This window comes from Undibacterium sp. KW1 (assembly GCF_009937955.1).
GTDB lineage: Bacteria > Pseudomonadota > Gammaproteobacteria > Burkholderiales > Burkholderiaceae_D > Undibacterium.
Genome location: NZ_AP018439.1, coordinates 2,481,903 through 2,507,168, shown reverse-complemented (window position 1 = coordinate 2,507,168; position 25,266 = coordinate 2,481,903). Strand labels below are relative to the sequence as shown.

26 protein-coding genes are annotated in these 25,266 nt (G+C 49.8%); 14 read left to right on the top strand and 12 right to left on the bottom strand.

The window, feature by feature from the left end:
• The first annotated feature begins 113 nt into the window (after positions 1-113).
• From UNDKW_RS11300 to UNDKW_RS11285, 4 genes are all read left to right on the top strand, one after another.
• Positions 114-1,031: a YicC/YloC family endoribonuclease gene (locus tag UNDKW_RS11300; RefSeq protein ID WP_232063343.1), complete on the top strand. Its 918-nt coding sequence runs from the start codon at positions 114-116 to the stop codon at positions 1,029-1,031.
• Between the two features lie 136 nt (positions 1,032-1,167).
• Entirely contained in the window at positions 1,168-1,812 is a 645-nt protein-coding gene (gene gmk, locus UNDKW_RS11295; protein ID WP_162041115.1) for a guanylate kinase, read from the top strand.
• Between the two features lie 43 nt (positions 1,813-1,855).
• A complete protein-coding gene (gene rpoZ / locus UNDKW_RS11290) occupies positions 1,856-2,059 on the top strand; it encodes a DNA-directed RNA polymerase subunit omega (protein ID WP_110253221.1) in 204 nt (67 codons plus the stop codon).
• 63 nt (positions 2,060-2,122) lie between these two features.
• Positions 2,123-4,426 (top strand): bifunctional (p)ppGpp synthetase/guanosine-3',5'-bis(diphosphate) 3'-pyrophosphohydrolase, encoded by a 2,304-nt coding sequence (locus tag UNDKW_RS11285; protein ID WP_162041114.1) that lies wholly within the window; start codon positions 2,123-2,125, stop codon positions 4,424-4,426.
• Positions 4,427-4,434: 8 nt separating this feature from the next.
• On the opposite strand, the gene UNDKW_RS11280 is transcribed toward UNDKW_RS11285, so the two are convergent.
• Together UNDKW_RS11280 and greB are read right to left on the bottom strand one after the other, a co-directional pair.
• The gene (locus UNDKW_RS11280) at positions 4,435-5,787 is read right to left on the bottom strand and encodes a DUF3422 family protein (protein WP_162058762.1); all 1,353 of its coding nucleotides are present in this window, start codon (positions 5,785-5,787) and stop codon (positions 4,435-4,437) included.
• Positions 5,788-5,813: 26 nt separating this feature from the next.
• The gene (greB, locus tag UNDKW_RS11275; RefSeq protein ID WP_162058761.1) at positions 5,814-6,362 is read right to left on the bottom strand and encodes a transcription elongation factor GreB; all 549 of its coding nucleotides are present in this window, start codon (positions 6,360-6,362) and stop codon (positions 5,814-5,816) included.
• A gap of 166 nt (positions 6,363-6,528) precedes the next feature.
• Between greB and UNDKW_RS11270 the strand changes: the two genes are divergently transcribed.
• Positions 6,529-7,176, top strand: a complete 648-nt coding sequence (locus tag UNDKW_RS11270) for a response regulator transcription factor (protein ID WP_162058760.1) — start codon at positions 6,529-6,531, stop codon at positions 7,174-7,176.
• A 58-nt stretch (positions 7,177-7,234) separates the two neighbouring features.
• Positions 7,235-8,887: a GGDEF domain-containing protein gene (locus UNDKW_RS11265; RefSeq protein ID WP_162058759.1), complete on the top strand. Its 1,653-nt coding sequence runs from the start codon at positions 7,235-7,237 to the stop codon at positions 8,885-8,887.
• 121 nt (positions 8,888-9,008) lie between these two features.
• Here the strand turns inward: UNDKW_RS11265 and UNDKW_RS11260 are convergent, their stop codons facing one another.
• From UNDKW_RS11260 to UNDKW_RS11220, 9 genes are read right to left on the bottom strand one after another with little or no spacing between them, the layout of a single operon-like run.
• On the bottom strand, positions 9,009-9,758 hold the full coding sequence (locus tag UNDKW_RS11260) for a cephalosporin hydroxylase family protein (protein WP_162058758.1): 750 nt from the start codon (positions 9,756-9,758) through the stop codon (positions 9,009-9,011).
• Entirely contained in the window at positions 9,755-10,570 is an 816-nt protein-coding gene (locus UNDKW_RS11255; RefSeq protein ID WP_162058757.1) for an NAD(P)-dependent oxidoreductase, read from the bottom strand. Before UNDKW_RS11255 ends, UNDKW_RS11260 begins: the two co-directional genes overlap by 4 nt.
• A complete protein-coding gene (locus tag UNDKW_RS11250) occupies positions 10,567-11,055 on the bottom strand; it encodes a DapH/DapD/GlmU-related protein (RefSeq protein WP_162058756.1) in 489 nt (162 codons plus the stop codon). The genes UNDKW_RS11255 and UNDKW_RS11250 overlap by 4 nt, the downstream gene beginning before the upstream one ends.
• Before the next feature lie 9 nt (positions 11,056-11,064).
• On the bottom strand, positions 11,065-12,291 hold the full coding sequence (locus UNDKW_RS11245; RefSeq protein ID WP_162058755.1) for a class I SAM-dependent methyltransferase: 1,227 nt from the start codon (positions 12,289-12,291) through the stop codon (positions 11,065-11,067).
• Positions 12,288-12,866 (bottom strand): dTDP-4-dehydrorhamnose 3,5-epimerase family protein, encoded by a 579-nt coding sequence (locus UNDKW_RS11240; RefSeq protein WP_232063342.1) that lies wholly within the window; start codon positions 12,864-12,866, stop codon positions 12,288-12,290. The genes UNDKW_RS11245 and UNDKW_RS11240 overlap by 4 nt, the downstream gene beginning before the upstream one ends.
• Positions 12,863-13,942 carry a CDP-glucose 4,6-dehydratase gene (gene rfbG, locus UNDKW_RS11235; RefSeq protein ID WP_162061889.1) on the bottom strand — a complete coding sequence of 360 codons (1,080 nt, stop codon included), beginning with the start codon at positions 13,940-13,942 and terminating at the stop codon, positions 12,863-12,865. Before rfbG ends, UNDKW_RS11240 begins: the two co-directional genes overlap by 4 nt.
• Complete coding sequence (gene rfbF, locus UNDKW_RS11230; protein ID WP_162058754.1) at positions 13,936-14,706, bottom strand: glucose-1-phosphate cytidylyltransferase; 771 nt, start codon at positions 14,704-14,706, stop codon at positions 13,936-13,938. Before rfbF ends, rfbG begins: the two co-directional genes overlap by 7 nt.
• On the bottom strand, positions 14,703-16,013 hold the full coding sequence (locus tag UNDKW_RS11225) for a hypothetical protein (protein ID WP_162058753.1): 1,311 nt from the start codon (positions 16,011-16,013) through the stop codon (positions 14,703-14,705). The genes rfbF and UNDKW_RS11225 overlap by 4 nt, the downstream gene beginning before the upstream one ends.
• Positions 15,911-16,906: a tetratricopeptide repeat protein gene (locus tag UNDKW_RS11220; protein WP_162058752.1), complete on the bottom strand. Its 996-nt coding sequence runs from the start codon at positions 16,904-16,906 to the stop codon at positions 15,911-15,913. Before UNDKW_RS11220 ends, UNDKW_RS11225 begins: the two co-directional genes overlap by 103 nt.
• A 404-nt stretch (positions 16,907-17,310) precedes the next feature.
• On the opposite strand from UNDKW_RS11220, the gene UNDKW_RS11215 reads away from it, so the two are divergent.
• From UNDKW_RS11215 to UNDKW_RS11180, 8 genes are all read left to right on the top strand, one after another.
• On the top strand, positions 17,311-18,798 hold the full coding sequence (locus UNDKW_RS11215) for a flagellin (RefSeq protein ID WP_162058751.1): 1,488 nt from the start codon (positions 17,311-17,313) through the stop codon (positions 18,796-18,798).
• Positions 18,799-18,898: 100 nt separating this feature from the next.
• Complete coding sequence (locus UNDKW_RS11210) at positions 18,899-19,282, top strand: flagellar protein FlaG (protein ID WP_162058750.1); 384 nt, start codon at positions 18,899-18,901, stop codon at positions 19,280-19,282.
• Positions 19,283-19,402: 120 nt separating this feature from the next.
• Positions 19,403-21,415 (top strand): flagellar filament capping protein FliD, encoded by a 2,013-nt coding sequence (gene fliD, locus UNDKW_RS11205; RefSeq protein WP_162058749.1) that lies wholly within the window; start codon positions 19,403-19,405, stop codon positions 21,413-21,415.
• 43 nt (positions 21,416-21,458) lie between these two features.
• The gene (gene fliS, locus UNDKW_RS11200) at positions 21,459-21,929 is read left to right on the top strand and encodes a flagellar export chaperone FliS (RefSeq protein WP_162058748.1); all 471 of its coding nucleotides are present in this window, start codon (positions 21,459-21,461) and stop codon (positions 21,927-21,929) included.
• Positions 21,930-21,935: 6 nt separating this feature from the next.
• Positions 21,936-22,271, top strand: coding sequence for a flagellar protein FliT (locus UNDKW_RS11195; protein WP_162058747.1), 336 nt, complete (start codon positions 21,936-21,938; stop codon positions 22,269-22,271).
• Between the two features lie 5 nt (positions 22,272-22,276).
• A complete protein-coding gene (locus UNDKW_RS11190; RefSeq protein WP_162058746.1) occupies positions 22,277-23,608 on the top strand; it encodes a flagellar hook-length control protein FliK in 1,332 nt (443 codons plus the stop codon).
• Positions 23,595-23,906 (top strand): EscU/YscU/HrcU family type III secretion system export apparatus switch protein, encoded by a 312-nt coding sequence (locus UNDKW_RS11185; protein ID WP_162058745.1) that lies wholly within the window; start codon positions 23,595-23,597, stop codon positions 23,904-23,906. The genes UNDKW_RS11190 and UNDKW_RS11185 overlap by 14 nt, the downstream gene beginning before the upstream one ends.
• 36 nt (positions 23,907-23,942) lie before the next feature.
• Complete coding sequence (locus tag UNDKW_RS11180; RefSeq protein ID WP_162058744.1) at positions 23,943-24,704, top strand: flagellar brake protein; 762 nt, start codon at positions 23,943-23,945, stop codon at positions 24,702-24,704.
• A 139-nt stretch (positions 24,705-24,843) separates the two neighbouring features.
• Here the strand turns inward: UNDKW_RS11180 and fliE are convergent, their stop codons facing one another.
• On the bottom strand, positions 24,844-25,197 hold the full coding sequence (gene fliE, locus UNDKW_RS11175) for a flagellar hook-basal body complex protein FliE (RefSeq protein WP_162058743.1): 354 nt from the start codon (positions 25,195-25,197) through the stop codon (positions 24,844-24,846).
• Positions 25,198-25,266 lie beyond the last annotated feature (69 nt).

Here is a 25,266-nt window from a genome sequence, read left to right as displayed (position 1 = left end):
ACGGATTGTGTTGATTATTGCGGTATTTGTAAAGAATATCCTAGTGTCTAATGCACAATTTAGCCAATCCAATGCACAGTAATACACAGTTCACGCCTTTTTAAGGAAATACCTTGAGCATTTTCAGCATGACAGGTTATGCCAGCAGCACCAATGAAACAGATGCTGGCACCATTACCATAGAGATCAAAAGCGTCAATTCCCGCTTTTTGGACCTGCAATTTCGTATTAATGACGAGTTTCGCTCAGTTGAATCACAATTTCGCGAAGCATTAACACGCAAGCTGGCACGCGGTAAAGTGGAATGCCGTTTCAGCTATGGTAAAAAACTGACAGAAACACATAATAAAAGCCTCAATACCAGCTTGCTTGAGCAGCTTGCCAGTTTCCAGGCCAGTTTGAAGCAGCAGTTTCCGGATGCGGCGGCACTGAGCGCCAATGAAATCCTGCGTTGGCCCGGCGTCATAGAAGAAAGCGAAATCAATGCAGAGTTTCTGCAGACTGCTATCAATGACACCATCAACAAGACGTTGGATGCATTTATCATCAGCCGTGAACGTGAAGGTGCGGCGCTGGAGCAAGTACTGCTGAGTCGTATCGCTGCAATGGAAGAAATCGTCACCCGCATCACGCCACTGATGCCGCAAATTGTTCAGCAATTCCAGCAAAAAGCTACTACCAGGCTGGAAGAAGCCCTGGGCCTTGCTTTGCAATCCAGCGGCTCCAATGCAGGCCAGACGATCACACGCGAAGAAGCGCTGGACCGTATCCGCCAGGAAGTGACCATGTATGGCATACGTGTGGACGTGGCAGAAGAGCTGGCGCGCCTGTCAGCCCACCTGACAGAAACCAGACATATACTGAAGAAAGGTGGTCAGGTTGGCAAAAGGCTGGACTTCATGATGCAGGAATTGAACCGCGAAGCAAATACCTTGGGTTCCAAAGCTGCATCCAAAGAATTGTCGGATGCGTCCATGGAATTGAAGTTATTCATAGAACAAATGCGCGAACAAGTGCAAAACCTTGAATAAACAGGCGCATTTGCTTATACTCCCGCACTCTTTTTCTTGGGAAATATTGCGGGACGGTGAATTATGGGAGCATGCAGCCCAATTTGTCTTGCTGATGACCTGAGATGACCTGAATTAAACCTACCGGAGGAATGCCATGAAAACCAATAATACGACTGCAGGCAGTCTTTTTGTGGTCGCCGCCCCCTCCGGTGCAGGCAAGTCTTCACTGGTCAATGCCTTGCTGGCACAAGAACCGGCGATCAAATTATCGATCTCCTACACTACCCGTGCACCGCGCCCGGGCGAGCAAGATGGTCGCGAATATCATTTCACGACACCCGAAGATTTTCTGGCGCGCAAGGCACAGGGTGAATTTCTGGAATCAGCAGAAGTATTCGGTAATTACTATGGCACTTCACGCATTACCATAGAAGACCAGATGCGCTCAGGTACCGACGTTCTACTCGAAATAGACTGGCAAGGCGCGCAGCAAGTCAGAAAACAATTTCCCGGTGCTGTTGGCATTTTTATATTGCCGCCGTCGATACCCGCCCTGGAAGAGCGCCTGAAGAAGCGCGGCCAGGACGAGCCGCACGTCATTACCAAGCGCATTTTGGCTGCTGGCGGTGAAATGGCGCACTCCCCGGAGTTCGAATATGTTATTATTAATCAAGACTTTGCAACAGCCTTGTCAGAATTGAATGCAATCGTGAAAGCCACGCGCTGCCGGTTTGCACAACAGGCAACACGCCACTACGAGCTGTTTACCCAACTTGGCATTCACGCCAACGCGAATTAATTCGCAAACCCAATTGAGTATTTTTTAGTATTGAGGAAGAAATATGGCACGTATTACCATTGAAGACGCATTGAAACAAATCCCTAACCGCTTTCAGCTGACACTGTGCGCCACTTATCGCGCGCGCCAATTGCTGCAAGGCCACACTCCCAAGGTAGATTCCAAGGATAAGCCTACGGTAATCGCCCTGCGTGAAATCGCTGAAGGTAAAGTCGGTATAGAAATGTTGAAAAAAGTGCCGGTGTAAGCCGCTGCACCTACATTCTTAGCCGCCCCTTCTTTAAGCCTTTATCCGGCCGGGAATCACAGAATGAACCTCAATGACAGTCATTCATCTCTGGAAAGCAAACCGGCCGATTCTGCTGCAGTCGCGCTGGCTGCCATACGCAGCCCTGCGAACAGCATCAACAAACACAGTTCTCCCCTGGATGAATTAGACAGTATTCGTGCGTCATCGACGAATACCGGTGTCGCCTCCATTACGGCACTCACCAACCGCATCAGCGAATACATGTCGGCCAGTGAATTAAAACTGGTCAAGGAAGCCTATCGCTTTTCTGATGAAATGCACCTGGGTCAGGTACGCAAGTCTGGCGAGCCCTATATTTCCCACCCGATTGCCGTGGCAGAAATCTGTGCCGAATGGAAGCTGGACGTGCAAGCCATCATGGCCGCACTGCTGCATGACGTCATGGAAGATCAGGATGTCAAGAAGGATGAACTGATTGAGCGCTTTGGCGCACCAGTTGCCACCCTGGTTGATGGTCTCTCCAAGCTTGAGAAGATCGAATTCCAGAGCCAGATTGAAGCGCAGGCAGAGAATTTCCGCAAGATGCTGCTCGCCATGGCGCGGGATGTACGCGTGATTCTCGTGAAGCTGGCAGACCGCCTGCACAATATGCGCACCCTGGGTTTCATGTCGGCGGAAAAGAAGCGCCGTATTTCACGCGAAACCATGGATGTGTATGTGCCTATCGCACACAGGCTGGGGCTGAATAATATCTACCGCGAGCTGCAGGATCTGGCGTTTTCGCATCTTTACCCTATGCGTTACCGCACACTTTCAAAAGCGGTCAAGGCAGCGCGTGGCAACCGCCGGGAAGTCGTCAACAAAATCATGGATGCGGTAAAGACCGCCCTGTCCGAAGCTGGCCTCAAGGCCGAAGTGTATGGCCGCGAAAAAACCCTGTACGGTATTTACCGCAAGATGCACGACAAGCACCTGAGTTTTTCCCAAGTGCTGGATGTGTATGGTTTCCGTATCGTGGTCAGCGATTTCCGTGACAGCTATTATGCGCTGGGCAGTTTGCACGCCTTGTACAAGCCCATGCCGGGCAAGTTCAAGGACTATATTGCGATCCCCAAGACGAATGGCTATCAATCCCTGCACACCACGCTGATTGGGCCTTACGGCACGCCGGTGGAATTCCAGATACGCACGCGTGACATGCATCATGTCGCAGAATCGGGTGTTGCTGCGCACTGGCTGTACAAGAACGAAGAAGGCAGCCTGACTGACTTGCAACAGCGCACGCACGCCTGGCTGCAGTCTCTGCTGGACATACAAAAACAGACAGGAGACTCTGCCGAGTTTCTCGAGCATGTCAAAATTGATCTGTTCCCTGACTCTGTTTATGTGTTCACTCCAAAATCCAAAATTATTGCCCTGCCCCGCGGAGCAACAGCTTTGGACTTTGCCTACACCATCCATACCGATATTGGTGATCAGGCGATTGCCACACGCATCAATCACGAACCAGTGCCACTGCGTTCTGAATTGAAGAATGGTGATATCGTCGAAATCATCACTTCACCCAATTCGCGCCCTACACCAAACTGGCTGACTTATGTGCGTACTGGCAAGGCCAGGTCGGCAATACGCCATTACCTGCGTACGATCAACCTGAATGAATCGACAGAGCTGGGCAAACAATTGCTGGCGCAGGCTTTGGTGTCAGTGAATTTGAACCCTGACCTGCCAGACAGCCTGGTCGATAAATTGCTCAATGAATCCAGCGCCAAATCACTGGATGAAATTCATACCGATATTGGCATAGGCAAGCGCATGGCTGCGCTGGTGGCGAGGCATATACTGGACCTGGTGGAAGATGACTCACCGTCAATCCCCTTCCAGCAATTTGGCGACAAGATCAACAACAAGCGCGACCCCGTCATTATTTATGGCAGTGAGGGCTTGTCGGTACAATTGGCACCGTGTTGCCTGCCTATCCCGGGAGATGGCATAGTTGGTCAACTCAAGCGCGATCAGGGTCTGGTCGTGCATACGGATGATTGCGAGCATGCCAAGCGCCTGCATATCAAGGAGCCTGACCGCTGGATCGATGTCAACTGGGGTGAAGACCTGAACCGCCGCTTTGATTGCCGCATTGCGGTGACTGTGACGAATGAGCGCGGCGCCCTCGCCCGCATTGCTGCCGAGATTGGCGAATCAGATGCAAATATCAGCCATGTCAATATGGAAGATGGCGATGCCAATGACATGACCAATATTCACTTCACAATACAGATAGAAGACCGCACCCACCTGGCAAAAATCATGCGTAACATCAAGCATCTGGCTGGTGTTACGCGCATAGTCAGAGAGCACGGCTAACAATACTGTCAGTGTATGGTCTTGTGCAATTTGCGCAGGCCCCACCAGACCACACCAGCAATCACAGGCAAGGACAAACCAGCCAGAATATCTGGATTAATCGGTAATCCGATAGCCTTCAGGCCTTTGCCTGCATAATAGACCAGACCAGTCATGTAATAGCTGATCGCCACGACAGACAAACCCTCGACCGCTTGCTGCAAGCGTAATTGCTGGCCCGCCCTGGCATTCATGCTTTGCAATATCTTGCGGTTTTGCTGCTCCTGTACGATGCCTACCCTGGTGCGCAACAGATCATTGGTATTGGCGATACGTTCTGCCAGTGTTTCCTGCCGTCTTACGATAGCTTCACAGGTGTTCATGGCTGGTGCCAGACGTCTGTCCATGAATTCACCTATGGTTGGCACGCCTTCTATCCTGAATTCACGCAACTCGGCAATACGCGACTGCACCAGCTTGAAATAAGCCTTGGAAGCCGCGAAGCGATAACTGTTTTCCAGCGCCAGTTTTTCAGTGCGGGCAGCCAGGTCTATAATTTGCCGCAGCAAGCTTTGTTCAGCATCAGTCGAACTTGCCTCGCCTTGTCCATTGCCTGCCATCGTCATTGCTGCAGTCAGAGCAACCAGATCCCTCTCTATGTCATTCAATACAAAAGAAGAATTTTGCGCATGCGGCAAACCCAGCAGTGCCATCATTCTGTAGGTCTCGATCTCGAGTAGCCGCTGCACCGTCCGCCCCGCCTGCTGATCGAGAAAACCATTGTCCTTGACGACGAAGCGACTGAAGCCATCTGCCTGTATCAGAAAATCTGTCCATACTTCACCACGGCTCAAAACCTCACTACCCACCACCACCCCACCCTCAAATATCTGCTTTACCGGCGAAGGTGGATTAAATTCCCGGGCTGCAGGGATAAGGGCAACATGGGTGGCGACCATAACCTTTTCTTGCAATTCAAACAGCCATTGCTGAGGCAAATGACGGATGGGGGCGTTGGCAAATACCTGGGCCAACTCCGTCTCATGCTGAACGCTATCGTGTGGCTCGGCCTGGTTTTCGACAAAGGTATAGGTGGCAAACTCTGTATGGCATTCCCATTTAAGGCGGAAACGACCAAAATCATGGAAGAAATACTTGGCATCACCCGAGGGACTCGCCACAGCAAAATGACGGCAAAAATCACCCAGTATGACTTGTTGGGTCAGCAGGTTATCACCACCCAGATGGGCATCATTTCTGGCAAAAATCGCCAGATGGGTCAGCGTCTCTGGCGCATGCAAGCGCAACGAAGGCCTGGAATGAACTTCTGCGGCCAGAGGCACACGTAAGGGATGGTTGAGTTTGGAATATGCAAGGGACATGTGGATTCATAGGGAAATTAAAAATCTTATGCCGGGTAATTGACCTCAAGTATGGTCAACTCCTCTATCCCTCCTGGGGTACGCAATGTCACCGTATCATCTACCCTTGCCTTGATGAGTGCTCTGGCAACAGGGGAAATCCAGCTGATCTTGCCTTGCAGGGGGTCAAATTCATCAACACCGACAATTGTCACAGTATGCGCTTCACCATGCTGGTTTTCATAGGTGACAGTGGCGCCAAAATAGATTTGATCAGAACCATGATGAATACGCGGGTCGAAGACTTCTGCAATATCGAGGCGCTTGGTTAAAAACCGTATGCGCCTGTCGATTTCACGCAAGCGTTTTTTGCCATAGATATAGTCGCCATTCTCAGAGCGGTCACCATTGGAGGCAGCCCAGTGCACTATATTGACGATCTCGGGCCGCTCCACATCCATGAGTTGCAAGAACTCATCCTTCATGCGCTGATGCCCTTCCGGCGTCATATAGTTTTTTACACCCGCAGGAATGGCTGGCGCGCCGAACTCCTCTTCGTCGTCGGAATCTGATTCTTTGATAAATGCTTTGCTCATTACTACATTGTAGCGGAGTTGATCAAAATAATTTCTTTTGTGCCACCGAAAGCCCACACTTAGCTTATAAAATAGAAGAATAGTTTGCTTGCCGTTACCATTCAATATCACTCCTGATAGGATGCTGGGTAATGTCAGGTTGCCTGATTAAGAAAATGGATTTTGCATGACAGAAAAAGCAGCAATCAATGTACTCGTCGTCGATGATCATGCCGTTGTGAGAGAGGGAATAAAAAGCATTGTCTTAACCACAACAGATATGTCCATCATCGCAGAGGCAGAAACCGGCCTGGAGGCAATACGCCTGAGCCGCCAGCTCGATTTTGAGGTCTTGTTGCTGGACATTGCCCTGCCAGACAGGAATGGCATAGAGGTTTTAAAGCAAATCAAGTCCGAAAAACCACATATCGCAGTCCTGATGTTCTCCATCCACAGAGAAGATCAGTATGCAGTCAGGGCATTGAAAGCCGGCGCCTCTGGTTTTCTGAACAAGCAATGCAGCAGCGTGCAAATCCTGGAAGCCATACGACAAGTCGCCCGTGGCTTGAAATACATCAGTACGCAACTTGCCCAGGAACTGGCAAACAACCTGAACCAGGAACATGAAGATGCACTGCACAAAACCCTGTCTGACCGTGAGTTCCAAACCATGACCCTGATCGCTTCAGGCAAGTCAGTTAGCGACATCGCAAAAGAATTGTCACTTTCTGTAAAAACCATTAGCGAATACAGGTCGAGAATTCTATTGAAGATGAAATTGCGGCACAATGCTGAATTAACGCACTATGCAATAAAAAATCAGCTTGTAGATTAAACGGCAATATTAATGTCGTGGGCAATACTCTTGTTAGCAAGGTCATTGGCAAAGCAAAATGTCGAAAACTCCAAATAATTCGCAGTTTAAAAGTCCTACAGATATTGCGCGCGAGACATTCAGACAATTGGCAATACAGCGCATTGCGCCAACACCAGAGGCCTACCGCAAACTCTATAATGATATAGCTGGTATTCCGGATACTCCGGTAGAAGCCCCGCCTGAAGTGGAGGCAACTCCAGTCATTCCGCAAGCCGAGATTTTACTTGCCAATTTTGCCAACAGCCTGCAGATTTCGACAGGTGAGATGTCCACTTTTGGGCAACGCTTCAGCCGTGCGATCAAAACTGGCAACTGGCAAGATTATGGCCGTGGCCTGACCCAACTGGCTGAACGTATTACGGCTCCGCCGCCAACTGCCTCGAATAACATCAGTCTCGTCGATCCGCTGCCAACGCCTGTTGCCAGCAAGAGCATCTCCCTGGTTGATGATGGCCCGGTTGAGGATGGCAGGTTGCGCATCCTCAAGGACTTACTATACCGCACCCTGACACTTGCCCTCACCTCGCTACTGAAACCTAGCCCGCAACTTGCCGAAGAGTCGGAAAGCCTGGGCACGGCGGTCAAGGTTGCGGTCAATGAAGGTGAGCTGAACATGATCGCTGGCAGACTCAAGCAATTGTGCTTTCAGATTGAACTGCAAAGCGGTGACAGCGCTGAACAACAGGAATTGCTGCTGCGCCTGTTCGACCTGCTGCTGACCAATATCCACGATCTGCTTGATAACGATAACTGGTTACGCGGCCAGATCGAGGTGGTACAAAATCTCATCGCGGGCCCGATTGATCACCGTGCCCTGCAAGAAGCCACGCGCAGCCTGAAAGATGTCATCTACAAGCAAGGCGTATTGAAAACCAGTATTGACGAGTCAAAAACCTCAGTCAAGAACATGATGACGGCATTTATCGACAGATTGAATGCCATGGCAGACAGCACCGGTGCCTATCAGCACAAAATGGGAGCGTATTCACAGCAATTAAGTACAGCCAAGAATGTTGCCGAGGTCAGCGATCTGATCAGGAATATCCTCAACGAAACCAGGGAAGTCCAGAGCGAAACCCTGCGCTCGCGTGACATGATAGTCGCCGCCCAAAAAGAGGTCAGCGAAGCAGAAGCACGCATCAAGGAACTGGAAAACAAGCTTGCCCACATGAGTGAACTGGTCAGGGAAGACCAGCTGACAGGCAGCCTGAACCGCAGGGGTATGGACGATGTATTTGAACGTGAAGCCGACAGGTCTGACCGTCGCAACACCCCACTTTGCGTAGCCCTGCTGGATCTTGATAACTTCAAAAAGCTCAACGACACCCATGGCCACGCCGCCGGTGATGAGGCGCTGGTTCACCTGGTACGTATTGTCAAGCAAACCCTGAGATCCATAGACGTGGTAGCACGCTACGGCGGTGAGGAATTTGTCATCATCATGCCAGAAACGCAGCTGGAAGAAGCTGCCCAGGCCATGATGCGCGTGCAAAGAGAACTGACCAAGCACTTCTTCACGGCCAATGATCAACGCTTGTTCATCACTTTCAGTGCGGGCGTTGCCTTGCGCAATCCACGCGAGCCACAAGAAGAAACCATCAAGCGTGCTGATAAGGCGATGTACGAGGCAAAACAGTCTGGCAAAAACCGCGTCATCAAGGCGGGCTGATATCAAGGGATCAGCAGATCAGTGGAAATATATCACTGTTCAGTATCAGTAAAAGAGTAAAAGCGGATACAAAAAACACGGAGAACAAAATGATGTCCTCCGTGTTTTTTTTGAGCTTTTTTTAGCTGATCCGTTTCAGGAAGCCGTCAGGTGCCACGGTAATCTGCAATTTATAGTCCATAGCCTTGTCTATCACGAATTCCGGATGAGTTTTCAGATATTCATGCACTGCTGTCTTCGGGCTATTTCCCGGCTGCCATGGGCGGTTATCAAATACGTCTGCCGGCACATCTTCTACAAATGTATCAAATACGACGCAATAACTGTCTTTCGTTACCAATGGTGCGTAAGCCTGCAACTCAGCCAATACATGTTCGTGGGTATGGTTGGAATCCAGGAAAACCAGGACTTTCTGTTTACCCTGTGCAATGGCCTTCACCTGGTCCACAATCTCACTGGCGACGCTTGATCCCTGCAGCATCTGTATACGCCTGGACATAGGGTGCTGCAGAATTGCTTCCTTATTGTGTTCGCGGATATCAATATCGATACCAATAACTTTAGCGTCAGGATTACCGCCGCAAGCAGCGTTTAACTCCAGCAAGGAAGCGGAGTAAATAATAGAACCGCCATGAGCAATACCGGTTTCTATGATGAGATCGGGCTGCACCGTCCAGATCAGCTCTTGCATCGCCATCATGTCTATCGGGTTTTGTATGATGGGTCGGCCCAACCATGAAAAGTTGTAAACATACTGACGACGCATGCTTTGTTCCAGCCAATCGCGGGACTGCGCCTGGAACTCAAGGTCTTTGCCCAATTGCTCTATGCGGGCATCGCGTTCTGCTTCAAATTGTTTAATCGGATTCATGGTTTTTTTGTGTAATGATTAAAAAGCGCTGGTAATTCACTTGTTATATCCAATTCCGGCTGCCCGGACAGGGACTCCAGCTTTAATGTGGAAATAGGCGGGAAACTGATGCATGGCGCATGATTTTCGAATTCACAACGGACGCCAAACTGTTCCAGCAATGCTGCGATTCTGGCATGCGTAGTATTCCTGCCCCTGGCTAAATTGTATATGCCAATCTCGCCTTGTGTGGCAATTATGGGCAAAAAACGCACGACATCTGTGATGGAAATGTAATCTTTTTCCGAATCAGGGCTGCTGCGAAATACCACCCTTTTCGTTTTTGTTGCGGCATTCAAGATATCGGCCAGGAAATTCTGCTCTGGCATCCCTGTCCCATACACATTCGATAAACGAACTACACGCACATTGCGACCACCATGCAGGCACAGGCTTTCACCCATGAGCTTGGAAATATTATATAAATCGCCAGACAAGTGAGCGCTGACGGTCAATGCTGCGTCTTCTTGTGTATTTAGGGCACCAGCGTAAACACGGGTACTTGACAAGTAAGTCAGGCTGGCAAAACGAGTATGTTGCAAAATACTTGATAGCAGCTGCACATGGGCATCTACTGTGGCATAGGGACGTTGCCGAAAATCGGCCGTCAGGCCAGCGCAATAAAAAACATGGCCCAGGTCATCCGTCGTCAGCCGCGGATCATCGCGTTCTGCCACATAACTGTCCCATCCCTTTGCTTGCAAAGCCTGATGCAGATGCCGCCCGACAAAGCCCTTGCCACCTATCAGGGTTGCGCGCAAAGCCTCGCTCATTTGCGCATCCCGATTTGCTTCAAGGGGTTGCCAACATTGATGGAGTACGCAGCAACCTCAGAGCGGACGATAGAACCTGCACCTATGACACAGCCCTGCCTCAAGATGGCACCATCAAGTATCACGCAATTTGCCCCTATCCAGACATCGTCTTCAATGATGATACCGCCTTTGCCAGGCAAGAAACCTTGTTGATTGATGCGCCGGCTTTTGTCGTGATAGGCATGATTGACTGGCGCAAAAGTACAATTGGCGGCAATCGCGACGTCATTCCCTATCAAGATGCCGTTTCCCGTATACAGGACGCAGCCAGAATTGATGACACTGCGCTCACCAATCACAACATCGGCCACGCCACCGGCAGGCTTGAATTTGACAAAGCTGTCTATGCTGGAAAAGGCACCTATGATAATGCGCGTCCCCCTGACTGAATCTTCAATATCAGCTAGTTTGGAAATTCGCGCGTCAGGATGTATCTCTATCATGCTGAGCTCTTACAACACCGTTAATTGAGGAATCGCAACGACGAACTGCGCACCCCAGTTTTTTGCCTGGGGGAGGTCTTGCATGATTTCTGCCTGCAAATTCCAGGGCAAAATAAGGATGAAATCCGGCTTATCTGCCAGTAAATGCTGAATATCAACAATAGGTATATGGCTGCCAGGCATGAATTTACCTTGCTTATGGGTGTTGATATCCACGACATACGGCAAGAGATCAGGCCGGACACCAGAAAAGTTCAGCAAGGTATTGCCTTTGGCAGCAGCGCCATAAGCACCCACGCGCTTGCCATTGCGTTTTGCATTAAGCAAAAACTCGAGCAATGCAAACTTGGCAGATTCTGCCTTAGCCTGTGCTGCCTCATAAAAGCCGGTATTGAGAATACCCGCTGCCTGCTCTGCTTGCAGTATTTGTGCGACACTGGCTTTTTCTTCGCGATATCTGATATCCATTCTCTGCGCAAGCACACGCAGGCTGCCGCCATGCGTTGGCCACTCCTGCACATCAAATACATGCAAACCATTTTTTGCAAACACCGTTTTGACCGCATGCAGTGACAGATAAGAATAATGTTCATGGTAAGCAGTATCAAACTGGTTTTGCTCCACCATATTCAACAAATGCGGGAATTCAAAACTGGCGACACCTTGCTCGCTTAAGACCAGGCTAAAGCCAGCGACAAAATCATTGATGTCAGGCACATGCGCCAATACATTATTTGCCACCGATAAATCAACGCGCTGACCACGTGCCAGTATCTCTTTCGCCAACTCCACACCAAAAAAGCGTTCTATGACATTGATGCCTTTTCCCCTTGCTGCTGCAGCTGTGCTGGCAGTTGGTTCCACACCCAAACAGGGGATGCCGGCCTCCTGCACATATTGCAGCAAATACCCGTCATTTGCCGCGACTTCCATCACCAGGCTTTGCGAATCCAAGCCCAGCTCCTGGCGCATCGTTTCAACAAATTTCTTCGCATGGGCCAGCCAGCTGGAAGAAAATGAACTGAAGTAGGCGTAGTCAGCATCAAATAAATTTTCACGCCCGGTAAAATCCAGGGTTTGTGCCAGCCAGCAAGCATCACAAACCATTACTTTCAAAGGCAGCCAGATTTCTGCCTGGCTCAGGGCTTCTGGTTTTAAATAGGCATTCGATGGCGGTGCTGAACCAAGATCGAGAAAGGTTTGCGTCAACTCATGCGCGCAATGCCGGCACTTCATACAATCACTCCTTGAAATTCTTTGCTTAACATGGGCCAGTCGCGGTCTTTATCCGACATCTCGGTTGCCCCCAAAGGCCATTCTATTGCCAACCGGGCATCAAATGGATTTAACCCCATTTCATCTGCCGGTACGTAAGGCTTGCTATGACAATATAGCATTTCAACCTCATCCGACAGAGTTTGAAAGCCATGGGCGAAACCGGCAGGTATTAAATACGAGCGCTGATTCGCTTGTGACAACAACACAGCATGCCATTGCAAGAAAGTGGCTGAATCAGCGCGCAAATCTACGGCTACATCCCAGACCTCGCCTTTCATGCAAGTGATTAATTTCATTTCTGCACTGGGGGGCAATTGCAGGTGCATGCCACGTATAGACCCCTTTACTGAGGTATAGGTATGATTTACCTGCGCTATAGGTTCATACCAACCCAACCCGGCCAAATCCGTTGCACAAAACATGCGTTGAAAATAACCGCGCTGATCACCCATCACTTTTCTTTGCAGCAGGTGCAGACTATCCAGAGGCGTCGATAAAATTTCGAAACGGCCTGAGGCTGAGAGCTTCATCATGCATTACCTGCCATGAAAGCGGCGATGTCACGGTCACACAATTCTGCGGCAGACTGAGCTTGCGCAAAATCACGATACCAGTGCATGCTGCGGCTGACCGCCTGCTCAAGATTCCAGCGCGGGGTAATTCCCAGGGTCTGCTTCAATTTGCTGGCATCCAATGCCAATAAGCCTGCTTCATGCGGGCCAACAATATCAGTCGCAAATTCAGTCTGTCCACTACCGTAAGCAGCCTGAGCCAGTTCTACCACTGTTCTGACACTTGCAGCATCATCGGGGCCTATATTCCACGCATGGCTAACTTGTGGATTTGCATGGGCATACTGGGCAAGACACAGATAAGCTGACAGCGGCTCCAGTACATGTTGCCATGGCCGGACAGAGTCGGGACGGCGAATCTGCAAAGTCTGCCCGCTTTGCCAGGCTTTTACGGCATCTGGCAGCAATCTGTCTTCAGACCAGTCGCCACCGCCAATCACATTCCCAGCCCTGGCTGCCAACACGGCAGTACCCTGCCCGGCCAGAAATGAAGCGCGATAGCTTGCCAACACCAGCTCTGCTGCAGCCTTGCTCGCACTATAAGGATCATGGCCACCTAATTCGGCAGTTTCTGGATAGGGCTTGATCTGCTCAAGATTGCGATAGACTTTATCCGTCGTCACGATCAGCGCAAGTTTTACATCGCTGCGTCCCCTGATTGCCTCCAGCAGATTGGCCGTGCCCATGATATTGCAGGCAAAAGTCGCCAGAGGCTCACGATAACTCGCACGCACCAAGGCCTGCGCCGCCAGATGAAATACAAACTCTGGCTGACATTTATCCATCGCGGCAGTCACGGCATGGATATCGCGTATGTCGCCAATGTGACTGCTGACCTTGTCTTCAATCTTCAGCAAATCGAACAAATTAGGCTCGGTTACCGGAGCCAGAGCCAGGCCATGTACCACGGCACCCATGCCAGACAGCCAGTGTGCTAGCCAGACTCCCTTAAAACCAGTGTGCCCGGTCAGCAAGACACGACGCCCGCGCCAGAAGGCCGGATCAACGATGCTTGTTTGTGTGGGGTGATTTACCATACTCGCCACGGTGCTTTTCCGGATTGCCACAAGTCTTCCAGCAGATTTTTTTCACGCAAGGTATCCATGGGCTGCCAGAATCCACTGTGCTCGAAGGCCATTAATTCCTGGCGCTTTGCCAATTCGGCAAGTGGCGCGGCTTCCCAGCTGATACTGTCATTTTCGATAAAATCAAGTACTTTGGGAGACAGCACGAAATATCCGCCGTTGATCCAGCCACCGTCACCACGCGGCTTTTCAATAAAACCGGCGACCTGATTACCGTCACGTTCCAGTGCACCATAGCGTCCTGGAGGCAGAACTGCTGTAACGGTAGCCAGTTTGCCGTGTTGCTTATGGAATGCGATAGAAGCCGCAATATCCAGGTCTGCAACGCCATCGCCATAAGTAAAGCAAAAAGCTTCCTCGCCCTGCAAATAACGTGCAACACGCTTGAGACGCCCTCCAGTCATGGTGTCTTCCCCTGTGTCGACCAGGGTTACCTTCCAGGGTTCAGCATGGTGCTCGTGCACCTCCATACTATTATTCTGCAGATCGAAGGTGACATCTGACATGTGCAGGAAATAATTGGCGAAATATTCCTTGATCAGATAACCCTTATAGCCACAGCAGATTACGAATTCATTCACACCATGCGCCGAGTACGACTTCATGATGTGCCAGAGTATGGGGTGCCCCCCTATCTCTATCATGGGTTTGGGCTTGAGGTGGGTCTCTTCAGAAATACGGGTACCCAGACCACCAGCTAAGATAACGGCCTTCACTCTTCCTGTCCTTCACAATAAATTTGCCACATCTGGCGATAAGCTTTTTCGACTGAACGTGCGAATGCCGGTTCGTTCATGAGCAGGGATTGCTCCATTTCCTGGCGCAAACCAGCCCTCAGGCTGCGCAGACCGTCCAGATCATGTGCGAGGATAATCGCTTTTTGCGCATATTCATCTTCTGTATAAGCCTGCCACTCTTCATGCCCGATTGCTGTCAATATGCTGGCGCCGATGCGACCAACTGAAGGCCGGTCTGCCAGAGAGATAAATGGTATGCCCATATATAATGACTCAAGCAGAGTCGTTCCCGAATTATGGGGAAAACAATCCAGGCTGATATCGATGTGTTTCAACACTTCCCAGGATGGTGTACTGAATCCTATATGTAATCGTGAGCGGTCTATACCATAGCGCATGAAGCGTGATGCCATTTCTTCTTGTACTTGTGGGTCTTTAAAGTCACCACTATTGATTATTAATTGTGAATTTGGCATTGCATCCAGTATCGTTGCCCAGACGCGCACTACACGATGATTTATCCTGGTTGAACGCGATAAACTGCCAAAGGTAATCAGACCCGTTTTTTCAAAAGGTGAAGGTGTCAGCTCTGCCCTGCGCGTATCCGGTCTGTAAACATAGGCCGGGCCATCCAGACACCAGACCTTCTCAGAAAATAAATGTGCGCAATTGTCCGTAATTGTAGGCTTGTCAGTCAAGTAATAATCTATGGCACTTAGACCCGTCGTGTAACCATACTCCAGCCAATGCAAGGAAACAGGAGCCGGTTTGCGCGCAAAGACCGGTAAACGATTGCCATTGGTATGGCCTGCCACATCCACCAGGACATCAATCCCGTCGGCACGAATACGCTCTGCCAGCGCCTCATCCGTCAGATCCCGGGTTGGCACCCAGTGATCTACCTGCTTCTTATAATAGGCAGTCACTTCATCTTCGAAAGGCGGATTTGCATAGGCATAGACCTCAACCTGATCCTTGTCATGCGCTTCTATCAGCGGCAGCAAGAAATACTTGCAAACATGATTATAAAAAGCTTGCGTCACATAACCTACCTTGAGACGCCTACCCGGCACTCGGGCATTTTCAAATTTCTTCCATGTTGCCTTGAGCGGCGCAGTAAAACGCAGATCAAATTCATGGTAAGCGTTATAAATCACCCCAGGCGTTAAATCCGGATGGTAATTCAGACAAAATAAGAGGTTAGTGTAAATTTTCCGGTTGAAAGAAGACAGGCTATCCTGCTTGAAAGACAGGGCTTTGATATAAGCTTCGATCGCCGCATCCAAGTGATTCGCCTCGCGCAAGGTGTCCCCATAAGCCCCCAGATTTCAGGAATATCGTGGGTCAGCGTCAGCGCATGCTGCCCGCACTCTATGGATTCCTGCACTTGCCCGTTCTGGCGCAGTGCATCAATCAGATTGGGATAAACCTGCACCAGCTCTGGCTGCAGTTGCAAGGCGTGCCGGTATTGTTCGATGGCGACGCTATACATACCGTGCTCACGATAAGCGAGGCCCAGATTATTGTACAGATAGGGCAAACCCGGGTCTAATTGAACTGCTTTCGATATACTCGCTATCGCCTCCTCTGTCTTGCCTATGAAACGCAATGCATTTCCCAGATTATTGAGGCCAACAACCATCTCTGGCTGAATAGCCAGTGCTTTTTCCAGATACACGATGGCATCGGAACAACGCTCGAGAGAAATCAGCACATTGCCCATATTCGCAAGTATGTGGGGGTTATTTGGCAACAAGGCAACAGCCTTGCTCAACACTTCAAGTGCTTGCGGAAACTTGGCCTGCTCTATCCTCGCTATCCCTATATAGTCCCAAACGATGCCGTCCCGTGGCAAATAAGCTGATAGCCAGAGGCCAGCCTCTTCCAATTGGGGGTACTGTTTCGCCAGCAAGTATTTATTGAATATGCCGAAAGCAATCTTCCTGTTGTCAGGAAAGTGAGGCATGACGTCAAAAGCCAGTTTCAAATATCCCATGGCTTCATCACTCTCACCCGCATCCCCAGCCATCCTGGCCAGGGCATATAAAGCTTCTGCGTGACGCGGAAAATGCCTGATGATAGTCAGGCAGCCTTGCCTGGCCTCGGAAACAGAACCAGCATCGAAAAGTCGATGAACATCGCGCATTGCTTTTCGCGCATCAAAACTCGTTTTTGCCATGTCCAGTCCCCAGGTCAGCTTCTTATCATTAATCTTTTTTACAATTACCTCATCTGACTTACAAATTAAGTAAGCAAAATGAATAAAACTGCATGTCCAGACTGGAAAATACCAGAAACCACCATGCTCAGGCTTATTTTATAGCTAATGATTTTGTTTCCATGTGTTAAATAAAGCCTGAAAACTAAATCAAATTTGACCCTAAAGTATTTTAAAAAAGCGTCGACAAGCGGAAAGAGTTAAAAAACTTGAGCAAAAAAAATAAGATTTATTTTCAGAAACACGCTAAAACTTTTTTAGTCTCTACCGATACCCTTTACAACGGCGGTCCAATAGTCAGCACGAAAGACCAAAGTTTCAGGCTACTACGCCAAAATTGTATAACTTAGGTAAGGAGAATCACCATGGCTGTTATTAATACCAATATTGCTTCGCTGAATGCGCAACGCAATTTGAGCACATCTCAATCCGCTCTGAATACGTCCCTCCAACGTTTGTCTTCTGGCTTGCGTATCAATAGCGCAAAAGACGATGCTGCTGGCCTGGCGATTTCCGAACGTCTTTCTTCACAAATCGGTGGCTTGAATCAAGCTGCACGTAATGCAAACGACGGTATCTCCCTGGCGCAAACCGCTGAGGGCGCGCTGCAACAAATCGGCTCCAACTTGCAACGTATCCGTGATCTGGCCGTACAATCCGCCAACGGCTCCAACAGCGTTTCTGATCGCGCCGCTCTGAACAACGAAGCAAGTCAGCTGATTTCTGAAATTAACCGCGTTGCCAGCAGCACTAACTTCAACGGCGTGAACCTGCTTGACGGTAGCTTCTCTGCACAAACTTTCCAGGTCGGTGCCAACGGTACAGCAAACGATCAAATCAGTATCGCTTCCATCTCCAGCGCAAAATCTAGCGCCCTGGGTGTTGGTGCATCTTCCAGCTACGCTACGACAGTAGCCGGTGCCGGTGCAGTTACCACAACAGCTCTGGCTGCCGGTGACTTGTCCATCAACGGCTTCCAGGTTGGCGCATCCGCTGCTGACGGCGTATCCTTCTCCAACTCTACCGGCAGCGGTATCGCTAAAGCAGCAGCCATCAATGCGATCAGCGGCAGCACAGGCGTAACAGCAACTGTAGGCTCCACAACTATTGCTGGTACTGCAAGTACTTCTGCAACTGCGATTGCTTCTGGCGACATTACCATTAACGGCGTAAATCTGGGCGCCTTGAATGCATCTACTTCTGGTGCGCAACGCGGCGCACAAGTTGCTGCAGCCGTTAATGCAATCAGCACACAAACAGGTGTTACAGCTACATTCAACACAACAACTGGTGCAGTCGCACTGGCTGCTGCCGACGGCCGTAACATCACTGTAACAGCCAGCACTAACGCTGCTGCTGCCGCTGCCAATACAGGTATTACCGTGTCTGCAACAGGCGCAACCGACGTCAGCACTTCGACACTGTCCCTGACTTCTACCAGCTCTGCAGGTATCACTCTGGCTAACGGTACTGGTACTGGTTTGGCAGCTGCCAACCTGACAGGTGGTTTCACTTCTGCTACTGTAACAGTAGGTGCAGGTGTATCTTCACTGAATCTGGGTACCGCTGCCGGGGCCACCGCCGCGTTGACGACCATCGATGCGGCGCTGCAATCGATCAATAGTTCCCGCGCTTCTCTGGGTGCTTATCAGAACCGTTTCTCTTCTGCGATTGAAAGTTTGCAGACCAACTCTGAAAACTTGACAGCATCCCGCAGCCGTATCCGTGATGCAGATTTCGCTCAAGAAACAGCATCTCTGACACGTGGTCAGGTCTTGCAACAAGCTGGCACAGCGATTTTGGCACAGGCTAACGGCTTGCCTAACGGCGTCCTGGCCCTGTTGCGTGGCTAATAGCAGTAGGCTTATGTAAATTAGGTCTATACTTAAAGCGTAAAGCATGTCCCCCTGGTCATCTTTTTGACCAGGGGTATTTTTCTTGAAGGAAAAGATCATGGACATCCGGTCGATAGGGAGCGCATCTCCATCAGGACAACTGATCACTGACCGTGCAACAGGCCCCGATACCAGCCCCCCCGTTTCAAGGTCTGCAGCAGCATCAACGCAAACCATTGATGCCGTCAAGGCAGCCTCTTCTGCATCCGCACCACCAGAATTCGATAAAGTGACCAAAGCTGTCGATGATATCAACAAGACAATCCAGTCTCTGTCACAATCACTAGAATTCAGTGTGGAAGAACATAGTAATAAAGTAGTCGTTAAGGTGGTTGATTTGCAAACCAAAGAAGTTTTGCGCCAGATCCCGTCCGAGGAAGCCCTTGAAATCTCGCGCTCTCTGGATAAACTACAGGGTTTACTGATCAAACAACAAGCGTAATTAGCTAATCATATAGTCAGTCCTGCATCTAAGTTTTAAATTGGCATGTAAATTCCCCTCTAAAGTCTGGTTTGTCTTTGCCGATAATTTAGTACAGTACGGTCTGACAAGGGGAACAATGTGGGCATACAATCGACAGGCTTAGGCGCCAATCTGGACGTCAACGGCCTCATTACCAAATTAATGCAGGTGGAGAGTCAGCCTCTGACTACACTGGCGAAGAAAGAAGCCAGTTTTCAGGCGAAGCTGTCTGCTTATGGCACGCTTAACAGCGCGCTCAGCGTTTTTCAGTCCAATGTTACCGGCCTCAGCAATCTGGGCACTTTTCAGTCGCTAACTGCTACAGCTGGCGATAGCTCCATCCTGTCTGCCACTACCACCAGCGTTTCTACCCAAGGCAACTATAACGTCAATGTAACAAAACTGGCACAGGCACAGACGATTTCCAGCGCTGGTCAAGCCAGTTCTACAGCAAGTATCGGCAGCGGCACCAGCACAACCATCACCTTTGAGTTTGGCACTATTACTGGTGGCACTTCTGCAAATGGTGTGTATACGGGCTCTACCTTTACCCAGGATGCCACGCAATCGATAGGCACAGTCACTATTGATGGTGCCAACAATTCTCTGCAAGGCATCCGTGATGCAATTAATGCCGCGAAGGTAGGCGCAACTGCCGCCATTGTTGGTGACGGTAGTGCCACACCTTACCATCTGGTGCTCACTTCTGCCAAAACTGGAGCGACCTCTAGTCTTAAGATTTCTGCAACGGGCGATGCCGCCATCCAAAGCCTGGTCAATTATGATCCTGCCGGCACACAAAACTTTACTGAAACCACCACTGCACAGAATGCGGCACTGACAGTCAATGGTATTGCAATTTCCAGCACGTCCAACGCAGTAACGGGTGCCATACAGGGCACCACCCTGAACCTCAGTAAAGTAGGCACGACCAGCCTTGCCCTGAGTGCCAATACCAGCGGCATACAGTCTGCCATTAATGGTTTTGTCAAAGGTTACAATGATTTTCAGGCAACCTTAAAAACCTTGACTGGTTACGATGCCAGCACAAAAAAAGGTGGCATTCTGATTGGCGACTCTACCGCCAGGAATGTGCAAAGCCAGATCAGATCGACACTCAGTACTGCTGTCAACGGCCTGGGCGGAAACATCACCAGCCTTGCCAGCATAGGCATCAATTTTCAAAAAGATGGCACACTCTCCGTCGATTCGACGAAACTCAGTGCTGCCTTATCGACAAACTATAATGAAATCAGCGGTTTGTTTGCCTCCGTTGGTAAAGCGACGGACAGCCTGGTCAGTTACAGCAGCTCCACCAGTGCGACCAAGCAAGGCGCTTACGGCCTGGAAATAACTGCCATTGCTACGCAAGGTGGCTTGCAAGGCGATCTGGACCTGAGCACTGGCAACACCACCATTGCAGCCAGCACTGCCATCAATGTCACCCTGGATGGGAAAACATCCCTAGTGTCACTGGCCGCCGGCACTTACACGGCGTCTTCACTGGCAACCTTGCTGCAAACCTCAATCAACGGGAATTCCACTTTCAAAGACAATGGTTCAACCGTCACTGCCACCATTAACAGCGGCGGCAAGTTGCAATTGCAATCAACCAAATATGGCAGTGCTTCGAATGTGAACCTGGCAGATGGCACCGGCACTGGTGCAGCCAGTTTTACCGGCACCGTCCTCAACGGCACTGCAGGCGTGGATGTGGCAGGCAAACTGAATGGCATTACAGCGGCTGGCAGTGGGCAGTTCCTGACAGGTGCTACTGGATCTGATACCGAGGGTTTGAAAATATTGGTCAGTGGCGGCTCACTGGGAGCCCGTGGGACAGTGAATTTTTCCAGGGGTTATGCATCTCAGGTATCGTCTTTGCTATCTACTGTCGTTGGCACTTCCGGCTCGATATCCAGTGCTACAGACGGTATCAACCGCAGCATCAAGGACATAGGCAAACAAAGAGATATTTTGAATAGCCGCCTGTTCGATACAGAAGCACGCTACCGGGCTCAATTTACAGCCCTGGACTCGATTGTAAGCAGTTTGAATAATACAAGTTCATTTCTTACACAACAACTGGCAGCACTGACGTCAAGTACGAAGTGAATGTAGTTAGCAGTATCAATAATTTCAGAGAGGATTAATCGCTATGTTTGGCTCATCTCAAGTACGTGGTGCAAATGCCTACGCAAAAGTAGGCATAGAGACTGGCGTGATTGCTGCCAGTCCCCATAAATTGATCGTGATGCTTTTTGAAGGAGCAATCGTAGCGATCTCCAATGCATCGCAGCACTTAAGCAATGGTGAAATAGCCTCTAAAGGTCAATCAATTTCGAAAGCTATCGCGATTATCGAAAACGGACTGCGCGCCAGCCTGGACAAGAAGGCCGGTGGAGAAATAGCCAATAATCTTGATGCCCTTTACGAATATATGAGTGCCCGCTTGATTCGCGCCAATCTGGACAATAACGATGAGATGCTCAATGAAGTAAAGAATCTATTAAGGGATTTAAAATCTTCATGGGAAGCAATTGCCCCCAGCAACGAGCCTGCTGCGGAAGCACCCAAAATGAATGTTGACCCATTGTCCCCTCGTCCTGCCAACTTTGTTGAGGCTTGAATCAAGATGAATAGTCTGGAACTGATCTCATTGTATGAAAATGTTGCCGTAATTACAGGCAATATGCTGGAAGCTGCGCGCTCAGGAAATTGGGAATTGCTGGAACAACTGGAAAGTGACTGCTCCAGCCGAGTACAAACCATACGTGAAAGCGAAATCCCTTTTGATCTGCCCGCAGACATGCGTGACAAAAAAGTCCGCATCATCAAGAAAATTCTTGCCGACGACAAGGAAATTCGTGACATTACCGAGCCATGGATGGCGCAGTTGTCAGACCTGATGAAAAACTCCAGTACCAACAGAAAATTATCCAATGCGTATGGTGCAGGTAGTTCAGCCTGATTTTTATGGCGACCCGGCTCGATATTCTGTCCAAACCAGTTGCCAATATCGAGGCACCGGCAGCAGCACTGTCCATTAACGAAACCCGGCAGGACATCACCCCAAAACTGGCGCAGCTGGTTACCGGGCAATTGCTCAAGGGTGAAATCCTGTCAAAGTTAATGGACGGCAGTTTTACCGTCAGAGTGGCAGGCATTACCGCCAAGATGATGCTGCCCGAAGGCAGTAAAACAGGTGACCAGATTCCACTGCGCCTGATCGCGACCGAACCCCGCCCCACATTTCTGCTGGAACATGACGGGGACGCGCATTTCCCTACCCCGCTACCGCAAAACTACGCAACAGGCGCAGAAAAGCGCCCACAACTCCAGTCCAGTAATTATCTGGGTGCAGCAACTGACGAGGTAGATACTCTAGGCCTTCAAACTGCCAGCAGGCCAGTCACTCCAGAAACAGGTGCCAAAGCCGATACTTCGAGTATAGTCAGTTTGTCAGTAAATGAAGCTGGCAAGAAGATCAGCAACGATGCCACTGTCAACTCACCCAAGGTCGGACCACAGGAAGTAACCACGGCCAAACCGACAGAAATCAACGGTAAGCTCATCCCCGGCAATAACAACGCCTTTGATACGACACCAGACCATCTGAGCAGCGCACCAACATCATTGAGCAGCACCGGGAAATTCATTACACAAATTTTGCAGGCAACCCCCAGTCAAGGGGAGAAACTGAGTATTGCCAGCCAAACCCCGGTCGTCGCGACAGCAACGGAATTGAAAGACACAAGCGCCACCGCCAGCAAGCTCCAGCACCAGATCAACACCAGTGGTTTGTTTTATGAGTCACATGTTGCAGAATGGGCACAGGGTAAACGTCCTATTAATGACATCAGGGCTGAGCCTCAATCTCAAATTGCCTCTTCTGATGCCACCGCCAGCAACTCTGCTTCAGCTTTAAACCCGGCCAACAAAGAAATGGGCCAAATAATTCACCAGCAACTAAATGTTCTGGAGCAAAATATCGTACGATGGCAAGGAGAGCTTTTCCCCGGACAAAAAATCGAATGGGAAATTAAGAAAGAAAGCCAGGGGAAACGCAATCAGCAAGATATTGAGGACGTAAACTGGCAATCGGTGGTTCGTTTTGATTTGCCTAACTTGGGGCCAGTCACGGCTATCATCAATCTGCAGTCAAGTAATCTGGGCCTGTCCTTACGGGCTGAGCAAAGTAGCACTGTCTCCGCCCTGAAGGATCATGCAAGTGAACTGGCAACTGCGATGCAGGTGGCCGGTTCACCACTGATGTCTTTTGTGGTGAATAAAAATGAGCGCAGCTGATCCACCTGTCAAACCAGTACAAAATGCCGTTGCGCTGGCTTACCAGAATGGAGATGCAGCGCCTAAGGTAGTTGCCAAGGGCAAAGGATTAATTGCCGAAGAAATCATTGCCAGGGCAAAAGAGCATGGGGTCCATGTGCATCAGTCCAAAGAGCTGGTTTCTTTGCTCATGAAGGTCGATCTTGACAGAGATATTCCACCGGCCCTGTATCGGGCAGTTGCAGAACTGCTCGCTTGGCTTTACCATATTGATACGGAAAAGTCTGAGACAATTTCGGAGACTTCAGGGCGACAATAAAATAACAGCCCCAATTTTAAATACCACTATAAAAATATGCCATCGACACCTCCGAGTCTGGGTACAGAAAATCAAAGCCCGTTTCAAGTTGATTCCCGTCGGGAAATCATCGGTTTGCTGCGCGGCCTGAAAGAAAGCAAGCAATTGATCAGCATGTTGATCAATAGTGGCTCGGAAGTATTCATTACCTCTATACTTGATGTCGATGACAGCAGCAATCTGGTGATCATAGACAGCGCTCCTGGTCAATTGGCAAATCAACGTATCATTGAAGCGCCAAGGGTGTCGTTTGAAGGCCTGCTCGACAGGATCAGCATACAATTTTCCGCATCGAATCTTGAACGCATAGAGTTTGAAGACCGCCCTGCACTGCAGTTTGAGATACCGGCAAGTATGATACGCCTGCAAAGGCGCGAATATTATCGCATCAACACTCCGCTATCGAACCCCATCCGCGCGCTGATACCAGTACATCTGGAAGAGCGCCAGGAAACACTGAAGCTTGCCCTGGTAGATATCAGTTGTGGTGGCATAGCCATACTTGATGAAAGAAAAGTCCTCGATAGCACCATAGGCACCATCTATGAGCATTGCAAACTGGATTTGCCAACCATAGGCCTGGTGGATGTGATACTGCAAATCCGCAATTCTCAGGATCTGGTTCTGCTGAATGGAAAATCAAACCGCCGCCTCGGCTGCCAGTTCATTAACATGTCGAACAGCGTCCTGGCAAGCATACAGCGCTACATCATGAAACTGGAACGGGAACGCAATGCCAAGTTGACTGGCATACGCTAAGAAAATTAGCTAAACAATTAACTAAACAGTCAGATAGTTGCAAAGACAGGGCCCGATTTCCAGCAATCGGGCCTAATTTTTTCGAGCCCAGGCAAGATACAGGTGCAGAGGCTAGCCTGCTGCAAGTCTTACCGGGAAGCTATATCTGCATGTTCATGATGTCATGATACGCCGATACCATCTTGTTTCTGACCTGCACGGTGGTCTGGAATGAGATATTGGCTTTTTGCATGGAAATCATGACGTCGGACAAACTGACTTTATCATCGCCCATGGCAAACTTTTGCCCCAGTTGTTGCGAGCTGACCTGCGACTGATTCACGCTTTCCAGCGACGCCTTTAATGCCTCTGCGAAATCCAGCCTGCCAGGCGGAGCTGCACCGTCTGCCGGGCTCACTCCCAAGCCCGAACCTGCCTCCATCCTGGCCGCAGTTGCCTTTAATTGCGCAACCATGGCTTCTATGCGACTGGCGTCTATGCCCCCCATTTTCATTTGATCACCTATATTGTGGACTTTCACATTTGCTACATTAACAGCCAGATGGCAAACGGGAGCTTGGAA